Annotated in this window: 8 protein-coding genes; 2 read left to right on the forward strand and 6 right to left on the reverse strand. The window is 75.3% G+C overall.

Annotation, left to right across the window (positions count from 1 at the left end; genetic code table 11):
* Window positions 1–24: 24 nt before the first annotated feature.
* A complete protein-coding gene (locus JT721_RS16275; protein WP_205474304.1) occupies window positions 25–711 on the reverse strand; it encodes a YitT family protein in 687 nt (228 codons plus the stop codon).
* Window positions 712–772: 61 nt separating this feature from the next.
* Between JT721_RS16275 and JT721_RS16280 the strand changes: the two genes are divergently transcribed.
* Complete coding sequence (locus JT721_RS16280) at window positions 773–2,203, forward strand: PLP-dependent aminotransferase family protein (protein ID WP_205474305.1); 1,431 nt, start codon at window positions 773–775, stop codon at window positions 2,201–2,203.
* Between the two features lie 19 nt (window positions 2,204–2,222).
* Here JT721_RS16280 and JT721_RS16285 read toward each other — a convergent pair whose 3' ends face one another.
* Both JT721_RS16285 and serA read right to left on the reverse strand, forming a co-directional pair.
* A complete protein-coding gene (locus JT721_RS16285; protein ID WP_205474306.1) occupies window positions 2,223–3,284 on the reverse strand; it encodes a family 16 glycosylhydrolase in 1,062 nt (353 codons plus the stop codon).
* On the reverse strand, window positions 3,284–4,882 hold the full coding sequence (serA, locus tag JT721_RS16290) for a phosphoglycerate dehydrogenase (RefSeq protein WP_205474307.1): 1,599 nt from the start codon (window positions 4,880–4,882) through the stop codon (window positions 3,284–3,286). Before serA ends, JT721_RS16285 begins: the two co-directional genes overlap by 1 nt.
* 251 nt (window positions 4,883–5,133) lie before the next feature.
* Here serA and JT721_RS16295 point away from each other — a divergent pair, with 251 nt between their 5' ends.
* Window positions 5,134–6,744, forward strand: coding sequence for an ABC-F family ATP-binding cassette domain-containing protein (locus tag JT721_RS16295; RefSeq protein ID WP_205474308.1), 1,611 nt, complete (start codon window positions 5,134–5,136; stop codon window positions 6,742–6,744).
* Here JT721_RS16295 and JT721_RS16300 read toward each other — a convergent pair.
* From JT721_RS16300 to efeB, 3 genes are all read right to left on the reverse strand, one after another.
* Window positions 6,722–11,176 carry a carboxypeptidase regulatory-like domain-containing protein gene (locus JT721_RS16300; RefSeq protein ID WP_205474309.1) on the reverse strand — a complete coding sequence of 1,485 codons (4,455 nt, stop codon included), beginning with the start codon at window positions 11,174–11,176 and terminating at the stop codon, window positions 6,722–6,724. The two genes, JT721_RS16295 and JT721_RS16300, sit on opposite strands and share 23 nt — an antisense overlap.
* Window positions 11,177–11,300: 124 nt before the next feature.
* Window positions 11,301–14,909 carry a carboxypeptidase regulatory-like domain-containing protein gene (locus JT721_RS16305; protein WP_205474310.1) on the reverse strand — a complete coding sequence of 1,203 codons (3,609 nt, stop codon included), beginning with the start codon at window positions 14,907–14,909 and terminating at the stop codon, window positions 11,301–11,303.
* Window positions 14,910–15,078: 169 nt separating this feature from the next.
* Entirely contained in the window at window positions 15,079–16,344 is a 1,266-nt protein-coding gene (gene efeB / locus JT721_RS16310) for an iron uptake transporter deferrochelatase/peroxidase subunit (RefSeq protein WP_205474311.1), read from the reverse strand.
* Window position 16,345 lies beyond the last annotated feature (1 nt).

The following is a 16,345-nucleotide window of genomic DNA, read 5'->3' on the forward strand; positions in this document are numbered from 1 at the left end:
GGCTTCCCACCGCTGGTCGAGGGCTCAGCCGGGGCAGGACGACGGCTCGACGACCCTGGGCGTGCCGAGGTCGACGACCCACGCGGGCAGCATCCACTGGGTGAGCGGGCCGATGGTGAGGGCGAAGAGCACGGTGCCGACGCCGAGGACGCCGCCGAGGGCCAGGCCGATGAGGACGACGGTCACCTCGAGGCCGGTGCGCACCAGCCGCAGCGACCACCCGGTCCGGCGGACCAGGCCGGTCATCAGGCCGTCGCGGGGACCGCGGCCGAGCTGGGCGCCGATGTACATCGCGGTGGCGAGGGCGCAGAGCACGACGCCGCCGGCCATCAGGCCGATCCGGGCGGCGAAGGCGTCGGGGCGGTCGACGACCCAGAGCGTGAGGTCGGCGAAGGCGCCGACCAGGAGGGCGTTGAGCACGGTGGCGATGCCGGGGGTCTCCCGCAGCGGGATCCAGAGCAGCAGCACCACGAAGCTGAACAGCACCACGGCCTGGCCGAAGCTCACGTCGACGTGCTGGATGAAGCCGGAGTGCAGCACGTCCCACGGCGCGAGGCCGAGGTCGCCGCGGAACATGATCGCCAGCGAGACGCCGTAGAGGAACAGGCCGACGAGCAGCTGCGGCAGCCGGCGGGTCAGGCGGCCGGCGCGCAGCTGGGCGACCGGGCCGAGGTCGCTGAGCCGGACGGCGGGTTGGGGGGTCGTGGACACGGGACCAGCCTCTCGTCGATTGGCCTGTTCCGAAATAGCCAATCGTGAGAGAGTGGCCTTCGTGACCCGCTCCATCAGCGCCGCCCGGACCGCCGCCCTCGTCGGCGACTTCGACCGCTCCCCCGCCTACGTCGGGCTCAGCGACGCCCTCGTCCTGCTCGTCGGCGACGGGCGGATCGGCCTCGACGTGCGGCTGCCCAGCGAGCGCGAGCTCACGGAGGCGCTCGGCGTCTCGCGGACCACGGTGACCCGCGCCTACGCCCGGCTGCGCGAGGCGGGGTACGCCGAGGCACGCCAGGGCTCCGGCACCTTCACCCGGGTGCCGGGCGGCTCCGCCCGCGCCCACGACCGTGCCCTGCTCCCCCGCCCCGGTGACCACGAGGCCATCGACCTCAACTGCGCGGCTCCCTCGGCCCCGCCCCAGCTCGCCGGGGCGTACGCCGCCGCCGGGGCCGAGCTGCCGGCGTACCTCGGCGGTCACGGGTACTTCCCCGCCGGGATGCCCGATCTCCAGGCCGCCATCGCCCGCGACTACGAGGCGCGCGGCCTGCCCACCGACCCCGAGCAGGTGATGGTCACGCCCGGCGCGCTCTCGGCGGCCTCGATCGTCGCGCAGGCGCTCACCGGCCCCGGCGACCGTGCGCTGGTGGAGTCGCCGGTCTACCCCAACGCCACCCAGGCGATCGCCTGCAGCGGCGCCCGGCTGGCCGCCAACCCGGTCGACCCCGAGGGCTGGGACCTCGACGCGGTGGGCGCCGCGCTGCGTCAGGTCGCGCCCCGCATCGCCTACCTGATCCCCGACTTCCAGAACCCCACCGGCCACCTGATGACCGACGAGCAGCGCGAGCGCTACGCCGACCACCTGCGCCGCGCGCACGTCGTCCCCGTCGTCGACGAGGCCCACCAGGCCCTGGCCCTCGAGGGGCAGGCGATGCCGCGGCCGTTCGCGGCGTTCCACCGCGACACCATCTCGATCGGCAGCGCCAGCAAGTCGTTCTGGGGCGGTCTGCGGCTGGGCTGGATCCGCGCACCGCACGCGATGGTGGAGCGGCTCACCCACGCCCGGGTCTCGCTCGACCTCGGCGCCCCGGTGCTCGAGCAGCTGGTTCTCACCCGGCTGCTCGCCGACCCCGCGCCGCTCCTCGAAGGCCACCGGGCCCGGCTGCGCGAGGCACGCGACCGGCTGGTCGCCGCGCTGCGTGCCCAGCTGCCCGACTGGGAGTTCGTCGTGCCTGCCGGCGGGCTGGCGCTGTGGTGCCGGCTGCCGGTGGCCCGGGCGACCGCGCTGGCCGCGGCCGGCGAGCGGCTGGGCGTGATCGTCGCGCCCGGGCCGGTGTTCGCGGCCGAGGGCGGCCTCGACCGGTTCGTGCGGATCCCGTGGACCCGCCCCGTCGAGGAGCTCGAGGAGGGCGTGCGACGGCTCGCGGCCGCGTGGGCCGGCGTCGGCGAGGCCGGTGGGCCGGGTCGCCCGGCCCGGGTGATGGTCGCCTGAGCCTCCTCGACGGACGCCCTCAGCCCTCGTCGGTGCCGTCGGGGCAGGGCTCCTCCGACGGCTCCGCGGACTCCCCGCCGGGCTCCTCGGGCAGCTCGGGCTCCTCGGCAGAGCGCAGCGCCGCCCCCTGGGTCGACCCGGAGCCGCAGGAGGCCTCCCAGACCCGCACGTAGTCGATCCGCATCGTGCCCGGCAGCGGGCTGTCGTCGGGGTCGAGCTGGTTCATGGTGCCGTTGGGCGACAACGCCTGGAGGAGGTTGACAGCGTAGGGGCTGCCGAACGGCTCGGCCCGGGTGTCGCTCGCGGGCTCGATGTCGTGCTCGAGGCACGGCTCGCCGTCGTAGAGGACGCGGATCTTGTCCTCGTCCCACACCAGGAAGTAGGTGTGGAACTCCTCGGGGTCGGCGACCCGGCAGCCGCTCAGCACCGGGGAGGTGCCGACCGCCCGCTTGTAGTAGGCCGCGGCGTTGACCCGGTTGGAGACGTAGGAGTAGTACTCGCCGATGTCGAGCTCGCCGCTGGCCTTGCCCTGCTCGACCTGCGGGTCGGGGTAGAGCCACAGCGCGGAGTGGGTGCCGGGCTTGGTCGACTCCGGGAAAGCGGCCCGGATCTCCACCCGCGCGTAGCGCACGGCGAGCTTGCCGAAGGTGGAGACGAACGCACCCACGTAGCGGCTCTTGAACCCGCCGTTGATCGAGGGGCAGGTGAACTCCTCGTCCTCCTGCGTGGCGGTGAGCCGCAGCTCGCCGTCGGCCACCTCGACGTTGTCGCCGGCGTCACCGCGGTAGCACTCCGGCCCGTTGCGGTAGCCGGTCTCGGCGCTCGACACGATGCTCCACACCGAGGTGTCGAGCACGGTGCCGTCGAAGTCCTCGTCGAGCACGCAGTCCCAGATCCGGCCGTCCTCCTCCAGCGGCTCCGGGCCGCAGGCGGCTCCCGCCTCCACCTCGTCGTCCGACCCGCACGCCGAGAGCAGCACCGCCCCGAGGAGCAGGGCGGCGAGCAGGGCGAGGGCGCGGTGCGGAAGGCGGTGCGGAAGGCGGAGCGGCAGCGGCCGGCCAGGACGGGGAGGCCGCGCCATCAGACCAGGTCGACGGCCCGCACCGTCACCGCGTCGATCGACGACCCGATCTCGTCGAGGGTGTCGGGACCGATGGCGGTGTCGACCGAGACCGCGACCAGCGCCAGCCCGCCCTTGGCGTCGCGGGCCACCTGCATGCCGGCGATGTTGATCCCGGCGTCGCCGAGGATCTGGCCGACGGTGCCGACCATCCCGGGCCGGTCGGCGTAGGTGAAGAACGCGAGGTGCTCGGTGGGCTCGATGTCGACGTCGTAGCCGTTGACCTCCACCAGCCGCTCGCGCTGGTTGATGCCGATCAGCGTGCCGCTCACCGAGACCTGCGCACCGTCGGCGAGCGTGCCGCGCAGCGTGATCAGGTTGCGGTGGTCGGGGCTCTCGGCGTCGGTCACCAGGCGTACGGCGGTGCCGCGCTCCGCGGCGAGCAGGGGCGCGTTGACGTAGGAGACCTGCTCCTCGACCACGTCGGCGAAGACTCCCTTGAGCGCCGCCAGCTCGAGCACCTTGACGTCGTAGTCGGTGATCTCGCCGCGCACCTCGACGTCGATCGACTGCGCGACCTCGCCGGCCAGCGCGGTGAAGACCCGACCGAGCTTCTCGGTGAGCGGGATGCCGGGGCGCACGTCCTCGGCGATCACCCCGCCCTGCACGTTGACGGCGTCGGGCACCAGCTCGCCGGCCAGCGCCAGCCGCACCGAGCGTGCGACGGCGATGCCGGCCTTCTCCTGGGCCTCGTCGGTGGAGGCGCCGAGGTGAGGCGTGGCGACGACGTTCTCGAGCTCGAAGAGCGGGCTGTCGGTGCACGGCTCCTGGGCGAACACGTCGAGCCCGGCCGCGGCGACCCGGCCCTCCTTGAGAGCGGCGTAGAGCGCGTCCTCGTCGACGATGCCGCCGCGCGCGGCGTTGACGAGCACCAGCGACGGCTTGACCCGGTGCAGCTGCTCGGCGCCGATCAGGCCGACGGTCTCGGGGGTCTTCGGCAGGTGCACCGACATGAAGTCGGCCTCGGCGAGCAGCGCGTCGAGGTCGACCAGCCGCACGCCCATCTGGGCGGCCCGGCCGGCCTGGACGTAGGGGTCGTAGGCGATGACCTTCATGCCGAACGCCGAGAGCCGCTGCGCGACCAGCACGCCGATCCGGCCCAGCCCGACGATCCCGACGGTCTTCTCGTAGAGCTCGGTGCCGGTGTAGCGCGACCGCTTCCACTCCCCCTGCCGCAGTGCGGCGTGGGCCGGCGAGACGTGGCGGGCGGCCGCGAGCATCAGGGCGACCGCGAGCTCGGCGGCCGAGACGATGTTGGAGGTCGGGGCGTTGACCACCATCACGCCGGACTGGGTGGCCGCGCGCACGTCGACGTTGTCGAGTCCCACCCCGGCCCGCGCGACGACCCGCAGCCGCGGGGCGGCGGCCAGCGCCTCGGCGTCGACCTGGGTGGCCGAGCGCACCAGCACCGCCTCGGCGTCGGCGAGCGCGGGCAGCAGCGCCGCCCGGTCGGCGCCGTCGCAGTGCCGGACGTCGAAGTCCGGGCCGAGCGCCTCGATCGTGGCGGGGCTGAGCTCCTCGGCGATCAGGACGACCGGCCGGGCAGGGGTGTCGCTCACAGGGTTCCTCGCGAGGGTGGGGTGCACGGGATGCACGGGGGACGCACGACACTGTGCCGGGCGCCACACTACCCGAGCGCGGACCGCGAAATGGGGTGCGTCCGTGACATTGCGCTCGCTACCGTGGCGACGTCCCACCCCCCACCGACGGCAGGTCCAGTTGAAGCGTTGAGGCCGTTGCCCCGTGCACGCGTCGAGCCCGTCCCGCGGCTCCGCGTGCGCATCCCCACGACCTCACCAGGAGCGCTTCCATGTCACCCCACGCTGTCGCGATCACCTTCTCCGCCGTCGGCCTGACCTGGCCCGACGGCACGCCCGTCCTCGACGGGCTCGACCTGCTCGTCCCTCCCGGCCGCTCGGGCCTGGTCGGCGCCAACGGCTCGGGCAAGTCCACGCTGCTGCGGCTCGCCGCGGGCCTGCTCTCACCCACGTCCGGCCACGTCCACGTCGCCGGCGAGGTCGGCTACCTGCCCCAGGACGTCACCGGCGACGTCGACCGCCCGGTCGAGGAGTTCCTCGGCGTCGCCGCCACCCGGCGGGCGCTGCGGGCGGTCGAGGCCGGCTCGGTCGACCCGGCCGACTTCGACACCGTCGGCGACGACTGGGACGTCGAGGAGCGGCTGGTCGCCGAGCTCGACCGCCTCGGCCTGCCCACCGACCTGCTCGACCGGCGGCTCGGCGAGCTGTCGGGCGGCGAGGTGGTGCGGCTCGGGCTGGCCCGGCTGCTGCTGCGCCGCCCCGAGGTGCTGCTGCTCGACGAACCGACCAACAACCTCGACCGCGAGGCCCGGCGCCACCTGCACGACCTGGTCGCGTCGTGGCCGCGCACCCTGCTCGTGGTCAGCCACGACCGCGACCTGCTCGAGCACGTCGACCGGATCGGCGACCTGCATGACGGCGCGGTGCGGTGGTACGGCGGCGGCTGGTCGGCGTACGCCGAGCGGGTGGCGGCCGAGCAGGCCGCCGCCGAGCAGGCGGTCACGGCCGCCCGCTCCGACCTGCGCAGGCAGCGCCACAACCGTCAGGAGGCCGAACGGGTCCTGGCCCAGCGGCAGCGCAAGGGCCGCCAGACCCAGCTGTCGGGGAGCCTGCCGCGGATCGTGTCGGGCATGCGCCGCGAGGCTGCGGAGCGGTCGGCCGCGGGCTACCGCAAGGTCCACGAGGAACGGCTCGAGCAGGCCCGCGACCGGCTGGCCGATGCCGAGTCACGGTTGCGCGAGGACCGGGAGATCCGCGTCGACCTGCCGGGGACCACCGTCGCCCGCGGCTCGCTGGTGCTGACCACCGACGACCTGGTGCTGCGCACCGGCCGGGCGGTCGACCTCGACGTCAGCGGTCCGGACCGGGTGGCCGTGGTCGGTCCCAACGGCGCGGGCAAGACCACGCTCCTCGAGACCGTGCTGGGGCTGGTGCCGCCGGCCTCCGGCAGCGCCCGCGTGCATGTGCCGGCGGCGTACCTCCCCCAGCGCCTCGACCTCCTCGACGACGCCCTCAGCGTCGCCGACAACGTCCGGCTGCGGGCCCCGCACGCCGACCCCACCGAGGTCCGCTCCCGGCTGGCGCGGTTCCTGTTCCGGGGGCGCGCCGCCGACCAGCCGGTGCACACCCTCTCCGGGGGCGAGCGCTTCCGGGCCACCCTGGCGGCGCTGCTGCTGGCGGACCCCGCGCCCCGGCTGCTGCTGCTCGACGAGCCCACCAACAACCTCGACCTGGCCTCCTACGAGGCCCTGGTCTCGGCGCTGTCGTCCTACCGGGGCGCGCTGGTCGTGGTGAGCCACGACCCGGTGTTCCTGGCCGACGCCGGGGTCGACCGGGTGGTCGACCTCGGCCCCGGCGACGTCACCACGCCCAGCGAGGAGTGACCGCGCTCCGGCCGCGCTGGCCGGGCTTGGCGGCCTTCACCTTGCCGGTGGGCCGGCTGGTCGCGCGGCCGGTCGCGTAGCCGGTGCGGGTGGCGGTGACCACGACCTTGATCCGCTTGCCCTGGTGCTTGGCCTTGAGCACCAGCTTGGCCTTCGTCGCGCCCGTGAGGAGCTTGCCGTTGGCGTACCACTGGTAGCGCACCGTGACCAGCTTGGGATCCCAGCTGCCCCGGGTGACCTTGAGCGTGCGGCCGACCCAGGGCTTGCCGGTGATCCTGGGCTTGGCGACGTTGCGGATCGCCCGCGGCGTCGCGGCCGGCTGCACGGCGGCGGTCTCGAGCGAGGTCTCGGTCGCGGGAAGGCGGCCGGCCCGGGTGGCGGTCACCCGCACCGAGAGCCGCCTGCCCACCTGCGCCGCGCCGGGCACGTACGTCGCTGCGGTGGCGCCGGCGATCGGCGCACCGTTCGCCAGCCACTGGAAGGCGGTCGTAACGTCGGCCGGCGACCAGGTGCCGGCGGTGGCGGTGAGCCGTACGCCCACCCGCGGCGTGCCCGCGATCGTCGGCCGGGCGGTGTTCTGCACCGGCACCAGCACGGGCACGACCGGCCCGACGGCCGCGGTGGTGACGACCGCGGCGGTGTAGCCCGCCCGGCTGGCGGTCACCCGCACCGAGACGTCCTTGCCAACGTCGCCGGCCGCCGGGGTGTAGGTGGCGCCGGTGGCGCCCTCGACCGGCTGGCCGTCGACCAGCCACTGGAAGGCGGTGGCCACGTCGCCGGGTTGCCAGGTGCCGGTGGTGACGGTCAGCGCCGAGCCGACCGCGGGCGTCCCGGTCACGGCGGGCGGCGAGGTGTTGGTGATGGTGCCGGGCGCGACGGTGCCCGCGGCGACGGTCACCGACTCGGGGGCGTAGCCCGCGCGCGCGGCGGTCACCCGCACCGCGAGCGGCTCGCCGACGTCGCCGGGGCCGGGCGTGTACGACGGGCCCGTCGCGCCGGGCACGTCGACGCCGTCGACCCGCCACTGGAAAGACGTGGTGACCTCGGCGGGCGTCCAGGTGCCGGCGGTGGCGGTGACCGGCTGTCCGACGGCGGCGGTCCCGGTGACGGTGGGCTCGGTGTCGACGGCGATGGTGCCGGGCGCGACCGCCGCGGTGGGCGCCGAGTCGACCGTGGCCGGGGTGTGGCCGTCCTTGGTCGCTCGCACCCGCACGGTGACGGTGCCGCCGACGTCGGCCGGCACCGGGGTGTACGACGCGCCGGTGGCCCCGGCGACCTCGACGCCCCGCACCAGCCACTGGTAGGCGGTGGCGGCGTCGGCGGGGTCCCAGGTGCCGGGCGTGGCGGTGAGCGCCACCCCCACCTGCGAAGTGCCGGTGACCGTGGGCGCCGTGACGTTGCTGACCGCCGGGATCTCGACGTCGGTCACCGGCCCGCGCGACGCGGAGGTGACCGACGAGGAGGTGTAGCCGGCGCGGGTCGCGGTGACCCGGACGGCGACGGACCTACCGACGTCGGCGTCGGTGAGCGTGTAGGTCGGGCCGGTCGCACCCGCGACCTCGGCCCCGCCGGAGAGCCACTGGAAGGTGGTGGTGACGTCGGCCGGCGACCAGGTGCCGGCCGTGGCCGAGAGCTGCTGGCCCACGACCGGGCTGCCGCTCACGACCGGGGTGGCGGTGTTGGCGATGCTGCCCGGGGTCACCGTGACGGCCGCCGACGTGGCGGTCGCGTCGGCGTAGCCGGCCCGGCTCGCGGTGACCCGCGCGCTCACCTGCTGGGTGACGTCGCCGGGGCGCGGCGTGAAGGTCGCGCTGGTCGCGCCCGCCACGGGCGCGCCGGCGACGAGCCACTCGTAGGTCGTCGTCACGTCGGCCGGCGTCCAGCCGCCGGGGGTCGCGGTCAGCGGTTCCCCCACCCGGCCCGAGCCGGTCACGACCGGTGCCGAGACGGCCTCGATCGTGCCCGGCGCCACCGTCGCGGCGGCGGAGGTCGCGCTCGCGGGGGCGTAGCCGGCGCGGGTGGCGGTGACCCGCACGGCGACCTGCTTGCCCGCGTCGCCCGGCACCGGCGTGTACGACGCGCCCGTGGCGCCGGCGACCTCGGCGCCGCCCACCAGCCACTGGAACGCGGTGGTGACGCCCGCGGGCGTCCACGCGCCGGCGGTCGCGGTGAGCGTCGAGCCGACCTTCGCCGTGCCGCTCACCACGGGCGGTGCCGTGCTGGTGATCGTGCCGGGCGCGACCTCGACCGCCGCGGACGTGGCGGTCGCGGTGGTGTGGGCCGGCTTGGTGGCGGTGACCCGCACCGCGAGCTGCTTGCCGGCGTCGGCCGGCACCGGCGTGTACGACGCGCCCGTGGCGCCGGCGACCTCGGTGCCGCCGACCAGCCACTGGAACGCCGTGGTGACGTCGGCGGGGGTCCAGGTGCCGGCCGACGCCGTGACGGACGAGCCCACCGCGGCGGTGCCGCTCACCACCGGGGACGAGGTGTTGGTGATCGTCGCCGCCGCGACCGGTGCGGTCGCGGCCGAGAACGCGGTGGCCGCGGTGTGGCCGGTCTTGGTGGCGGTGACCCGCACCGCCAGCTGGGCGCCCACGTCGGCGGGGCCGGGCGTGTAGGTCGCAGACGTGGCGCCGGCGATCTCGTCGCCGCCCTTGAGCCAGCGGTAGGCCAGCGTGACGTCGGCGGGGTCCCAGGTGCCGGGCGTCGCGGTCAGCACCTGGCCGACCCGCGCGGTGCCGGTGATCGCCGGCGGGGCGGTGTTGGTGATCGCCGGCGGCACCGAGGCGTCGGCGAGCTCGGCGGTGGTGATCGTCGCCGTGCCGCCGGCCGCGACGTTCACGGTGGTGGCGGTGGCGAGGGTGGTCCTGTCGTCGTGGAACTCCGGGGCGAGCCCCGGGTCGTGGGGCTCGAAGCCGATCCGGTAGGCACCGGCCGGCAGTCCGTCGATCTCGTAGCTCCCGCCGAAGGTGCTCTCGCGCACGACCTGGGTCCACGCGGCGTCGACCGAGCGGTAGAGCACCACGTCGGCGTCGGTCTGGTCGCCCTCGTCGTCGGTCACGTCCCCGGCGACGGCGCCGCCGGGGACCAGCCGGACGTTGGTGCCGAGCCGCTGCCCGTTGGCGGCGAGCGTGATGGTCTCGCCTCCGCCGACGTCGGCCACGTTGCTGCCGATGGTGCTGGTCCAGTACTCCCGCGCCAGGCCCGCGCCCGACCAGTCGCGGAACCCGAGGCGGTAGCTGCCCGCGGGGAGCTGGGTCAGGGCGTAGTTGCCGTTGGCCTCGCTGAACGTCGACGACACGGGTCGCCACGCGCCGCCGCCGTCCTGGGCGTAGGCGGTCACCTCGACGTCGCCGACGGCGACGTCGACCAGGCCGTTGAGGCGCACCGTCCGGCCCAGGATCCGCGCCGCTCGGGCGAGCGTGGCGTCGCGGCCGGTGACGACCTGGCCGCTGCCGACGACGATGGTGTCGGCCGTCTCGAGCATCCGCTCGTCGTCCCACCACTCCTGGGCGACGGTGGCGTCGGAGGGCTGGAACAGCAGCCGGTACGAGCCGGCCGCCAGACCGCCGACGCTGTAGGCGCCCCCGGTGTCGGTGGTGGTGACGGCGGCCAGCTCCCAGACGCCGTCGCGCTCGTCGAGGCGGTGCACCTGGACGTAGACCTCACCCGAGGAGAGGCCGCTGGGCAGGGTGACCGTGCCGGAGATCCGGGCGGCGGTGCCGAGCACGGCGTCGACCCCCGAGCGGACCTGACCGGCGACCAGCGCGATGTCGTCGGCCTCGTCGACCGCCCGCGCGTCGTCCCAGAACTCCGGGAACAGCACGCCGGTCGGGTCCTCGTAGCCGAGCCGGTAGGTGCCGGCCTGCAGCCCGGCCAGCTCGTAGGAGCCGTTGGCGGCGGTCGTCGTGCTGGCCGTCACGTCCCAGAACCCGCCGCTGGACTGGGAGTAGGCGTCGACGTGCACGCCGGCCAGCGGCTGGCCGGCGGTGCCGGTCACGGTGCCGCGGACCTTCGGCGAGAGCGCCAGCTGTGCGTTGCGCTGCGGGACCGCCGTGGTGCCGTCGACGACGACGTCGTCGGCCTCGAAGATCGACGCGGCGTCGTCGTAGAACTCGGTGGCGTAGGTCTTGGCGGGGTCGGAGAAGCTGAGCCGGTAGGTGTCGGCCGGCAGGTCGGGCAGCACGAACGCGCCGGTGGAGCTGGTGGAGGCGAACGCCGCCGGCGCCCAGCTGCCGTCGCCCGCGGGGTCGACGTAGGCGTAGACGTAGATGCTGCCGAGCGGTGCCCCGCCGACGCCGGTGACGGTGCCCGACACGGTCGAGCCGGCCGCGTGGGCGGGGGCCGGTGCGAGCAGGACGGCGGCCGCGGTGGCCAGGGCCAGCAGGCCGGCCACCCATCGAGGTCGGGACAGCGCGGTCCGAGTGCGCACGGGAGCTCCTGGGGGGTGACCGGTCGCCGGGTGCGGGGTCACCCGGTCGGGACGACCTCACGCTAGGGGAACCACGCCCCGCTCCGCGGTCGAACGCCGAACCCCGGACGGTCGCACCTGCCGGCTAGCGGCGCTGCTTGGCCTTGACCTTCGCGGTCGGGCGGCTGGTGGCGGTGGCGCCGACGTAGCCGGGGCGGGTCGCGGTGACGACGACGGTGAGCTTCTTGCCCTGCTGCTTGCGGGTGGGCACGAACGTCGCGCGGGTGGCGCCCCGGACGGCAGTCCGGCCGACGTACCACTGGAACCGCAGGGTGACCCCCGCGGGGCTCCAGGTGCCACCGCTGGCCCTCAGCCGCTTGCCGACGACGGCCTGGCCGGTGATCCGGGGGGCCGCGAGGTTGCGCAGCGGCACCGGCTTCACCACCGGCGCCCGCACCGTCTCGGTGGTCTCCGACACGGCCGAGACCGGGTCGTAGCCCGTGCGGCTCGCGGTGACCCGCACCGAGACCCGCTTGCCGGCGTCGGCCAGCACCGGCACGTAGGTCGCCCCGGTCGCGCCCGGCACCGCCACCCCGGCCACCAGCCACTGCCGGGTCAGCGTCACGTCCTCCGGTGACCAGCTGCCGTCCGTGGCGGTGAGCGAGAGCCCGACGTACGGCGAGCCGCTCACCGTCGGGGGCGAGGTGACCGTGATCGTGCCCAGCGCCACCGGCCCGGTGGCGGGCGAGTCGGCGGTGGCGGAGGTGTGGCCGGCACGGGTGGCGCGCACCCGCACCGCGACCACCTTGCCCACATCGGCGGGGCGTGGCGTCCACGTCGCACCGGTAGCCCCCGGCACCTCGACGCCGCCGACCAGCCACTGGAGCGCCGGCGTCGCGTCGCCCGGTGCCCACGCCCCGGCGTCGGCGGTGAGCGGCAGCCCGACGCGGGGGGTCCCGCTCACCGAGGGCAGGGTGGTGTTGGTGACCTCCGGTGCGGGGGCCTCGGTCACCGGACCCACCGCCGCCGACGTCACGGTCGCTGCGACGTGCCCGGCCTTGGTCGCGGTGACCCGCACGGCGATGCTGCGGCCGAGGTCGGCGGCCACCGGCGTGTAGGTCGGGGAGGTGGCACCGACGACGTCCTGGCCGTTGGAGAGCCACTGGTACGCGAGCGTGGCGTCGCTCGGCGTCCAGGTCCCGCTGCCGGCCGTCAGCCGCTGCCCCACCGCCGGCGAGCCGGCGATCGCCGGCGCGGAGGTGTTGGCGACCACGCCGGCGACGACGGGGTTGGTGAAGGTCGACGAGGCGACGTTGGAGCTGAACCCGTCGCGGGTGGCCGTCACCCGCACCGAGAGCACCTTGCCGAGCTCGCTCGGGGTGGGGGTGTGGCTGATGCCGGTCGCGCCGGCGATCGGCACGTTGTTGGCCAGCCACTGGTAGTCGCGGGTGACCTCGGCCGGGTTGAACGCCGCCTCGGCGGCGGCGGTCACCGGCGAGCCGACGCGGGGCGAGTTGGTGCTCACCGTGGGGGCGCCGGCGACGTAGATGACGCCGCCGAGCGTCGCGGCGGTCGGCTCGGAGACCGACGACACCGGCGTGTAGCCGTCGCGTACGCCGGTGACGCGCACCGTGATGGGCTTGTCGCGGTCGACCGGGCGGGGCACGAACGTCGCCTCGGTGGCGCCCGGCACCTCGACCCCGCCGGCGAGCCACTGGTAGGTCGGGGTGACGCCGACCGGCGACCAGGCACCCGGCCAGGCGCTGAGCTGGGAGCCGACCCGAGCCAGCCCCCCGATCACCGGCCTGGCGTTGTTGGTGATCAGGCCGGGCTCCACGACCGGGGCGGTCGCGGAGGTCGCGGTGCCGGGCAGGTAGCCCTCGCGGGTCGCGGTGACCCGGATCGCGATCCGCTTGCCGACGTCGGCCGCCACCGGCGCGTAGCTCTGCGCGGTCGCACCGGCGATCGGCACGCCGTCGGCGAGCCACTGCCACGCCACCGACGCCGAGGTGGGCTCCCACCAACCGGCGGTGGCGTTGAGCACCCGTCCCACCTGGGCGGTGCCGTTGACCGTGGGCAGCATGGTGTTGGCGACCTCGGGCACCTGGGTCGCGGCCAGCACGGCGGTGAGGGCCTGGCTCGCGCCGGCCCCGACCACGACGTCGACGGCGGTCGCCAGCGTGGCGCGGTCCGGGTGGAACTCCGGCACGAACGCGTTGTCGAGCGGCCGGTAGCCCACCCGGTAGGTGCCGGGCGGCAGGCCGCGGAGCACCCACGCTCCCACGAACGACGTCGTGTCGGTGTACTTCGTGTACGCGCCGTTCGGTCCGCGGCGGTAGACGTCGACAGCAACGTCGAGGCCGGTGCCGTCGGCGCCGGTCACCGTGCCGCTGAGGGTGGCGCCGGGCTGGAGCTGGGCGTTGACCAGGGTCCGGGTGGCGCCGGCGGCGAGCGAGATGTCGGCGGCGGAGGCGAGGTCGGGCTGGTTGTTCCAGTACTCGTCGGCGTAGTCGTTGCCCGACCAGTCGCGGTAGCCGAGCCGGTAGGTGCCGGGCGGCAGGTCCCCGACGTCGAAGGCGCCCAGGGCGTTGGTGACGTCGGAGGAGACCGGCTGCCAGCGCTCGGTCGTGCCGACGCGGGCGTAGGCGGTCACGTCGACGTTCGCCATCGGCAGCAGCAGCGGCCCGGTGACCAGCCCGGTGATGTGGGCCGCCGGGGCGAGCTGGGCGTTGCGGCCGGTGACGACCTGCACGCTCGCCACGGTGATGACGTCGGCGTTCTCGAGCACCGCCTGGTTGTTCCACCACTCCACGGCGTAGGCGCCGTCGGCGTCCTGGAAAGCGAGGCGGTAGCTGCCGGGCGCGAGGCCGTCGATGGCGTAGCCGCCGGTCGCGTCGGTGTCGCCGGCCGAGCTGAACTCCCAGTAGTCCTCGCCCGGCACCTGCCGGTAGGCCGACACGAAAGCACCCGGCACCGCGTCGCCGCCGGGGCCGGTCACGGTGCCGCGGATGCTCCCGCCGCTGGCCAGCAGGGCGTCCACGCCGGTGCGCACCGCGCCCGCCGCGACGGTCACGTCGGTGGCGGCCTCGACGCTGGTGGCGTCGTTCCACCACTCCCCCAGGTGGGTGCCGAGGTAGTCCTGGAAGCCGAGCCGGTAGGTCCCGGCCCGCAGCCCGGTGACGGCGTAGCCGCCGTCGGTGGCGGTCTGCACCGAGTCGACCACCTCCCACCGGTCGCCGTGCTGGTCGACCACGCGGGCGAGGACGTCGACGGTGACGTCGGGCAGCGGTGCGCCCGACCCGGTGACGGTGCCGCGGATCGTGGCGGTGCGCGCCAGCGAGGCGTTGCGCCCCGCGACCGTGCCGTCGGCGGGCACCACGACGTCGGTGGCCGCCTCGACGCTCGTGGCGTCGTTCCACCACTCGGCCGCGTGGGCGCCGGTGTCGTCGGCGAAGCCGAGCCGCCAGGTGCCGGGCGGCAGGCCGGCGAGGTCGTAGGCGCCGGTCGCGCCGGTCAGGGTCGAGGTGAGCCGCGTCCAGGCGCCGTCCTCGTTCCGCTGGTGGCCCCACACCCGGATGCCGGCCAGCGGCGCGCCCGTCGGCCCCGTGACCGTGCCGGTGACGTGTCCACCGGCGGCCGCCGCGGGCGGCGCCACCACGGTCGCGACGGCGCCCGACAGCACCACTGCCAGGGCGAGCACCAGCAGCGCGACCACCCCACCGGGTCGTCGCGTCAGCCACGGACGAGCACGCACAAAGGGCTCCCAACCTGTGTGCCGGTGCCCGGAGCACCCTCCCGCGCCCCGGATCACGATCACCGTAGGTCGGCGGCCGGGCCCGCACGACCGATCCGGGCCGGAATGACGAGGGGTGACTAGGAGGTCTGACCGATCGTCCGGACGGTGGTCTGGTCCGGTGCCCCGGTCAGGCGAACAGCGCCTGCCCGACGTGCTCGCCGGCCGCGGCCCCGGGCGGCACGGCGAAGAGCGCCGAGCCGGTCACCTTGAGGTACTCCATGAGCGCGTCGGAGCGCGCCATCGCGTTCTGGATCGGGATGAAGTGGGTGTCGGGATCGCGCACGTAGGCGAGGAAGAAGAGCCCGGCGTCGAGGGCGCCGAGGGCGTCGGTGCCGTCGACGAAGTTGTAGCCGCGACGCAGCATCCGGGCGCCGCCGTGCTGGTCGGGGTGGACCAGCCGCACGTGGGCGTCGACCGGGACCACCGGCTGGTCGTTGCTGCCCGGCATCTCGAGGTCGGGTTGGTCGTGCTCGGTGCCGCCCGACAGCGGCGCCCCGCTGCCCTTGGTGCGGCCGACGAAGGCCTCCTGGTCGCCGAGCGGCTGACGGTCCCAGACCTCGATGGTCATGTTGAAGCGCCGGGCCACCAGGTAGGAGCCGCCGGCCAGCCACGTGGCCCGCGGGTCGTCCTCGGGGGCGACCCAGACGTGCCGGTCGAGGGCCTCGGTCTCCTCCGCCTTGACGTTCATCGTCCCGTCCTTGAAGCCGAACAGGTTGCGGGGGGTGTCCTGGTTGACCGAGGTGGTCGACGTCCGGCCGAACCCCAGCTGCGACCAGCGCACCGCGACGGTGCCGAAGCCGATCCGGGCCAGGTTGCGGATCGCGTGCACCGCCACCTGCGGGTCGTTGGCGCAGGCCTGCACGCACAGGTCGCCGTAGGAGCGTGCGGGGTCGAGGGCGTCGGCGGGAAAGTGCGGCAGGGTGCGTAGCGCCCTCGGCTGGCGGTCGGCCAGCCCGAACCGGTCGTGGCCCTCGGCGTCGCGGAACAGGCCCGGCCCGAACCCGAAGGTGATCGTGAGACCACTGGCGGGCAGCCCGATCGCCTCGCCGGTGTCGTCGGGCGGCAGGTTGGTGGCACCCTCCACGGGGCCGACCGGCCCGGCCGGCAGCCCTCGCGTCATCCGGTCGGCGGCCTCGGTCCAGGCCTCCAGCAGCGCGACGAGCTCCGAGCGGTCGTCGGTGCGGACGTCGAACGCCGCGAAGTGCAGCCGGTCCTGGGCGGGTGTGACGATGCCTGCCTGGTGGGCGCCGCGGAAGGCGTAGGCCAGCGGGGTCGCCGCCGGACCCGGCTCCGGCTCGGTGGCGCGGCCGGCGACGAAGGCGCCCGCGACCCCCGCCGCGGCGACCCCGCCGCCGAGGAGGCCGCGGCGCGAGATCCGGCCGCCGTTCGCCACG

Origin of the sequence: Nocardioides sp. SYSU D00038 (assembly GCF_016924665.1) — a bacterium.
GTDB lineage: Bacteria > Actinomycetota > Actinomycetes > Propionibacteriales > Nocardioidaceae > Nocardioides.

Bases quoted from the DNA above. Each gene is read 5' to 3' on its own strand.
- JT721_RS16285 (WP_205474306.1), bottom strand. From the start codon at position 3,284: ATGGCGCGGCCTCCCCGTCCTGGCCGGCCGCTGCCGCTCCGCCTTCCG.
- JT721_RS16295 (WP_205474308.1), top strand. From the start codon at position 5,134: ATGTCACCCCACGCTGTCGCGATCACCTTCTCCGCCGTCGGCCTGACC.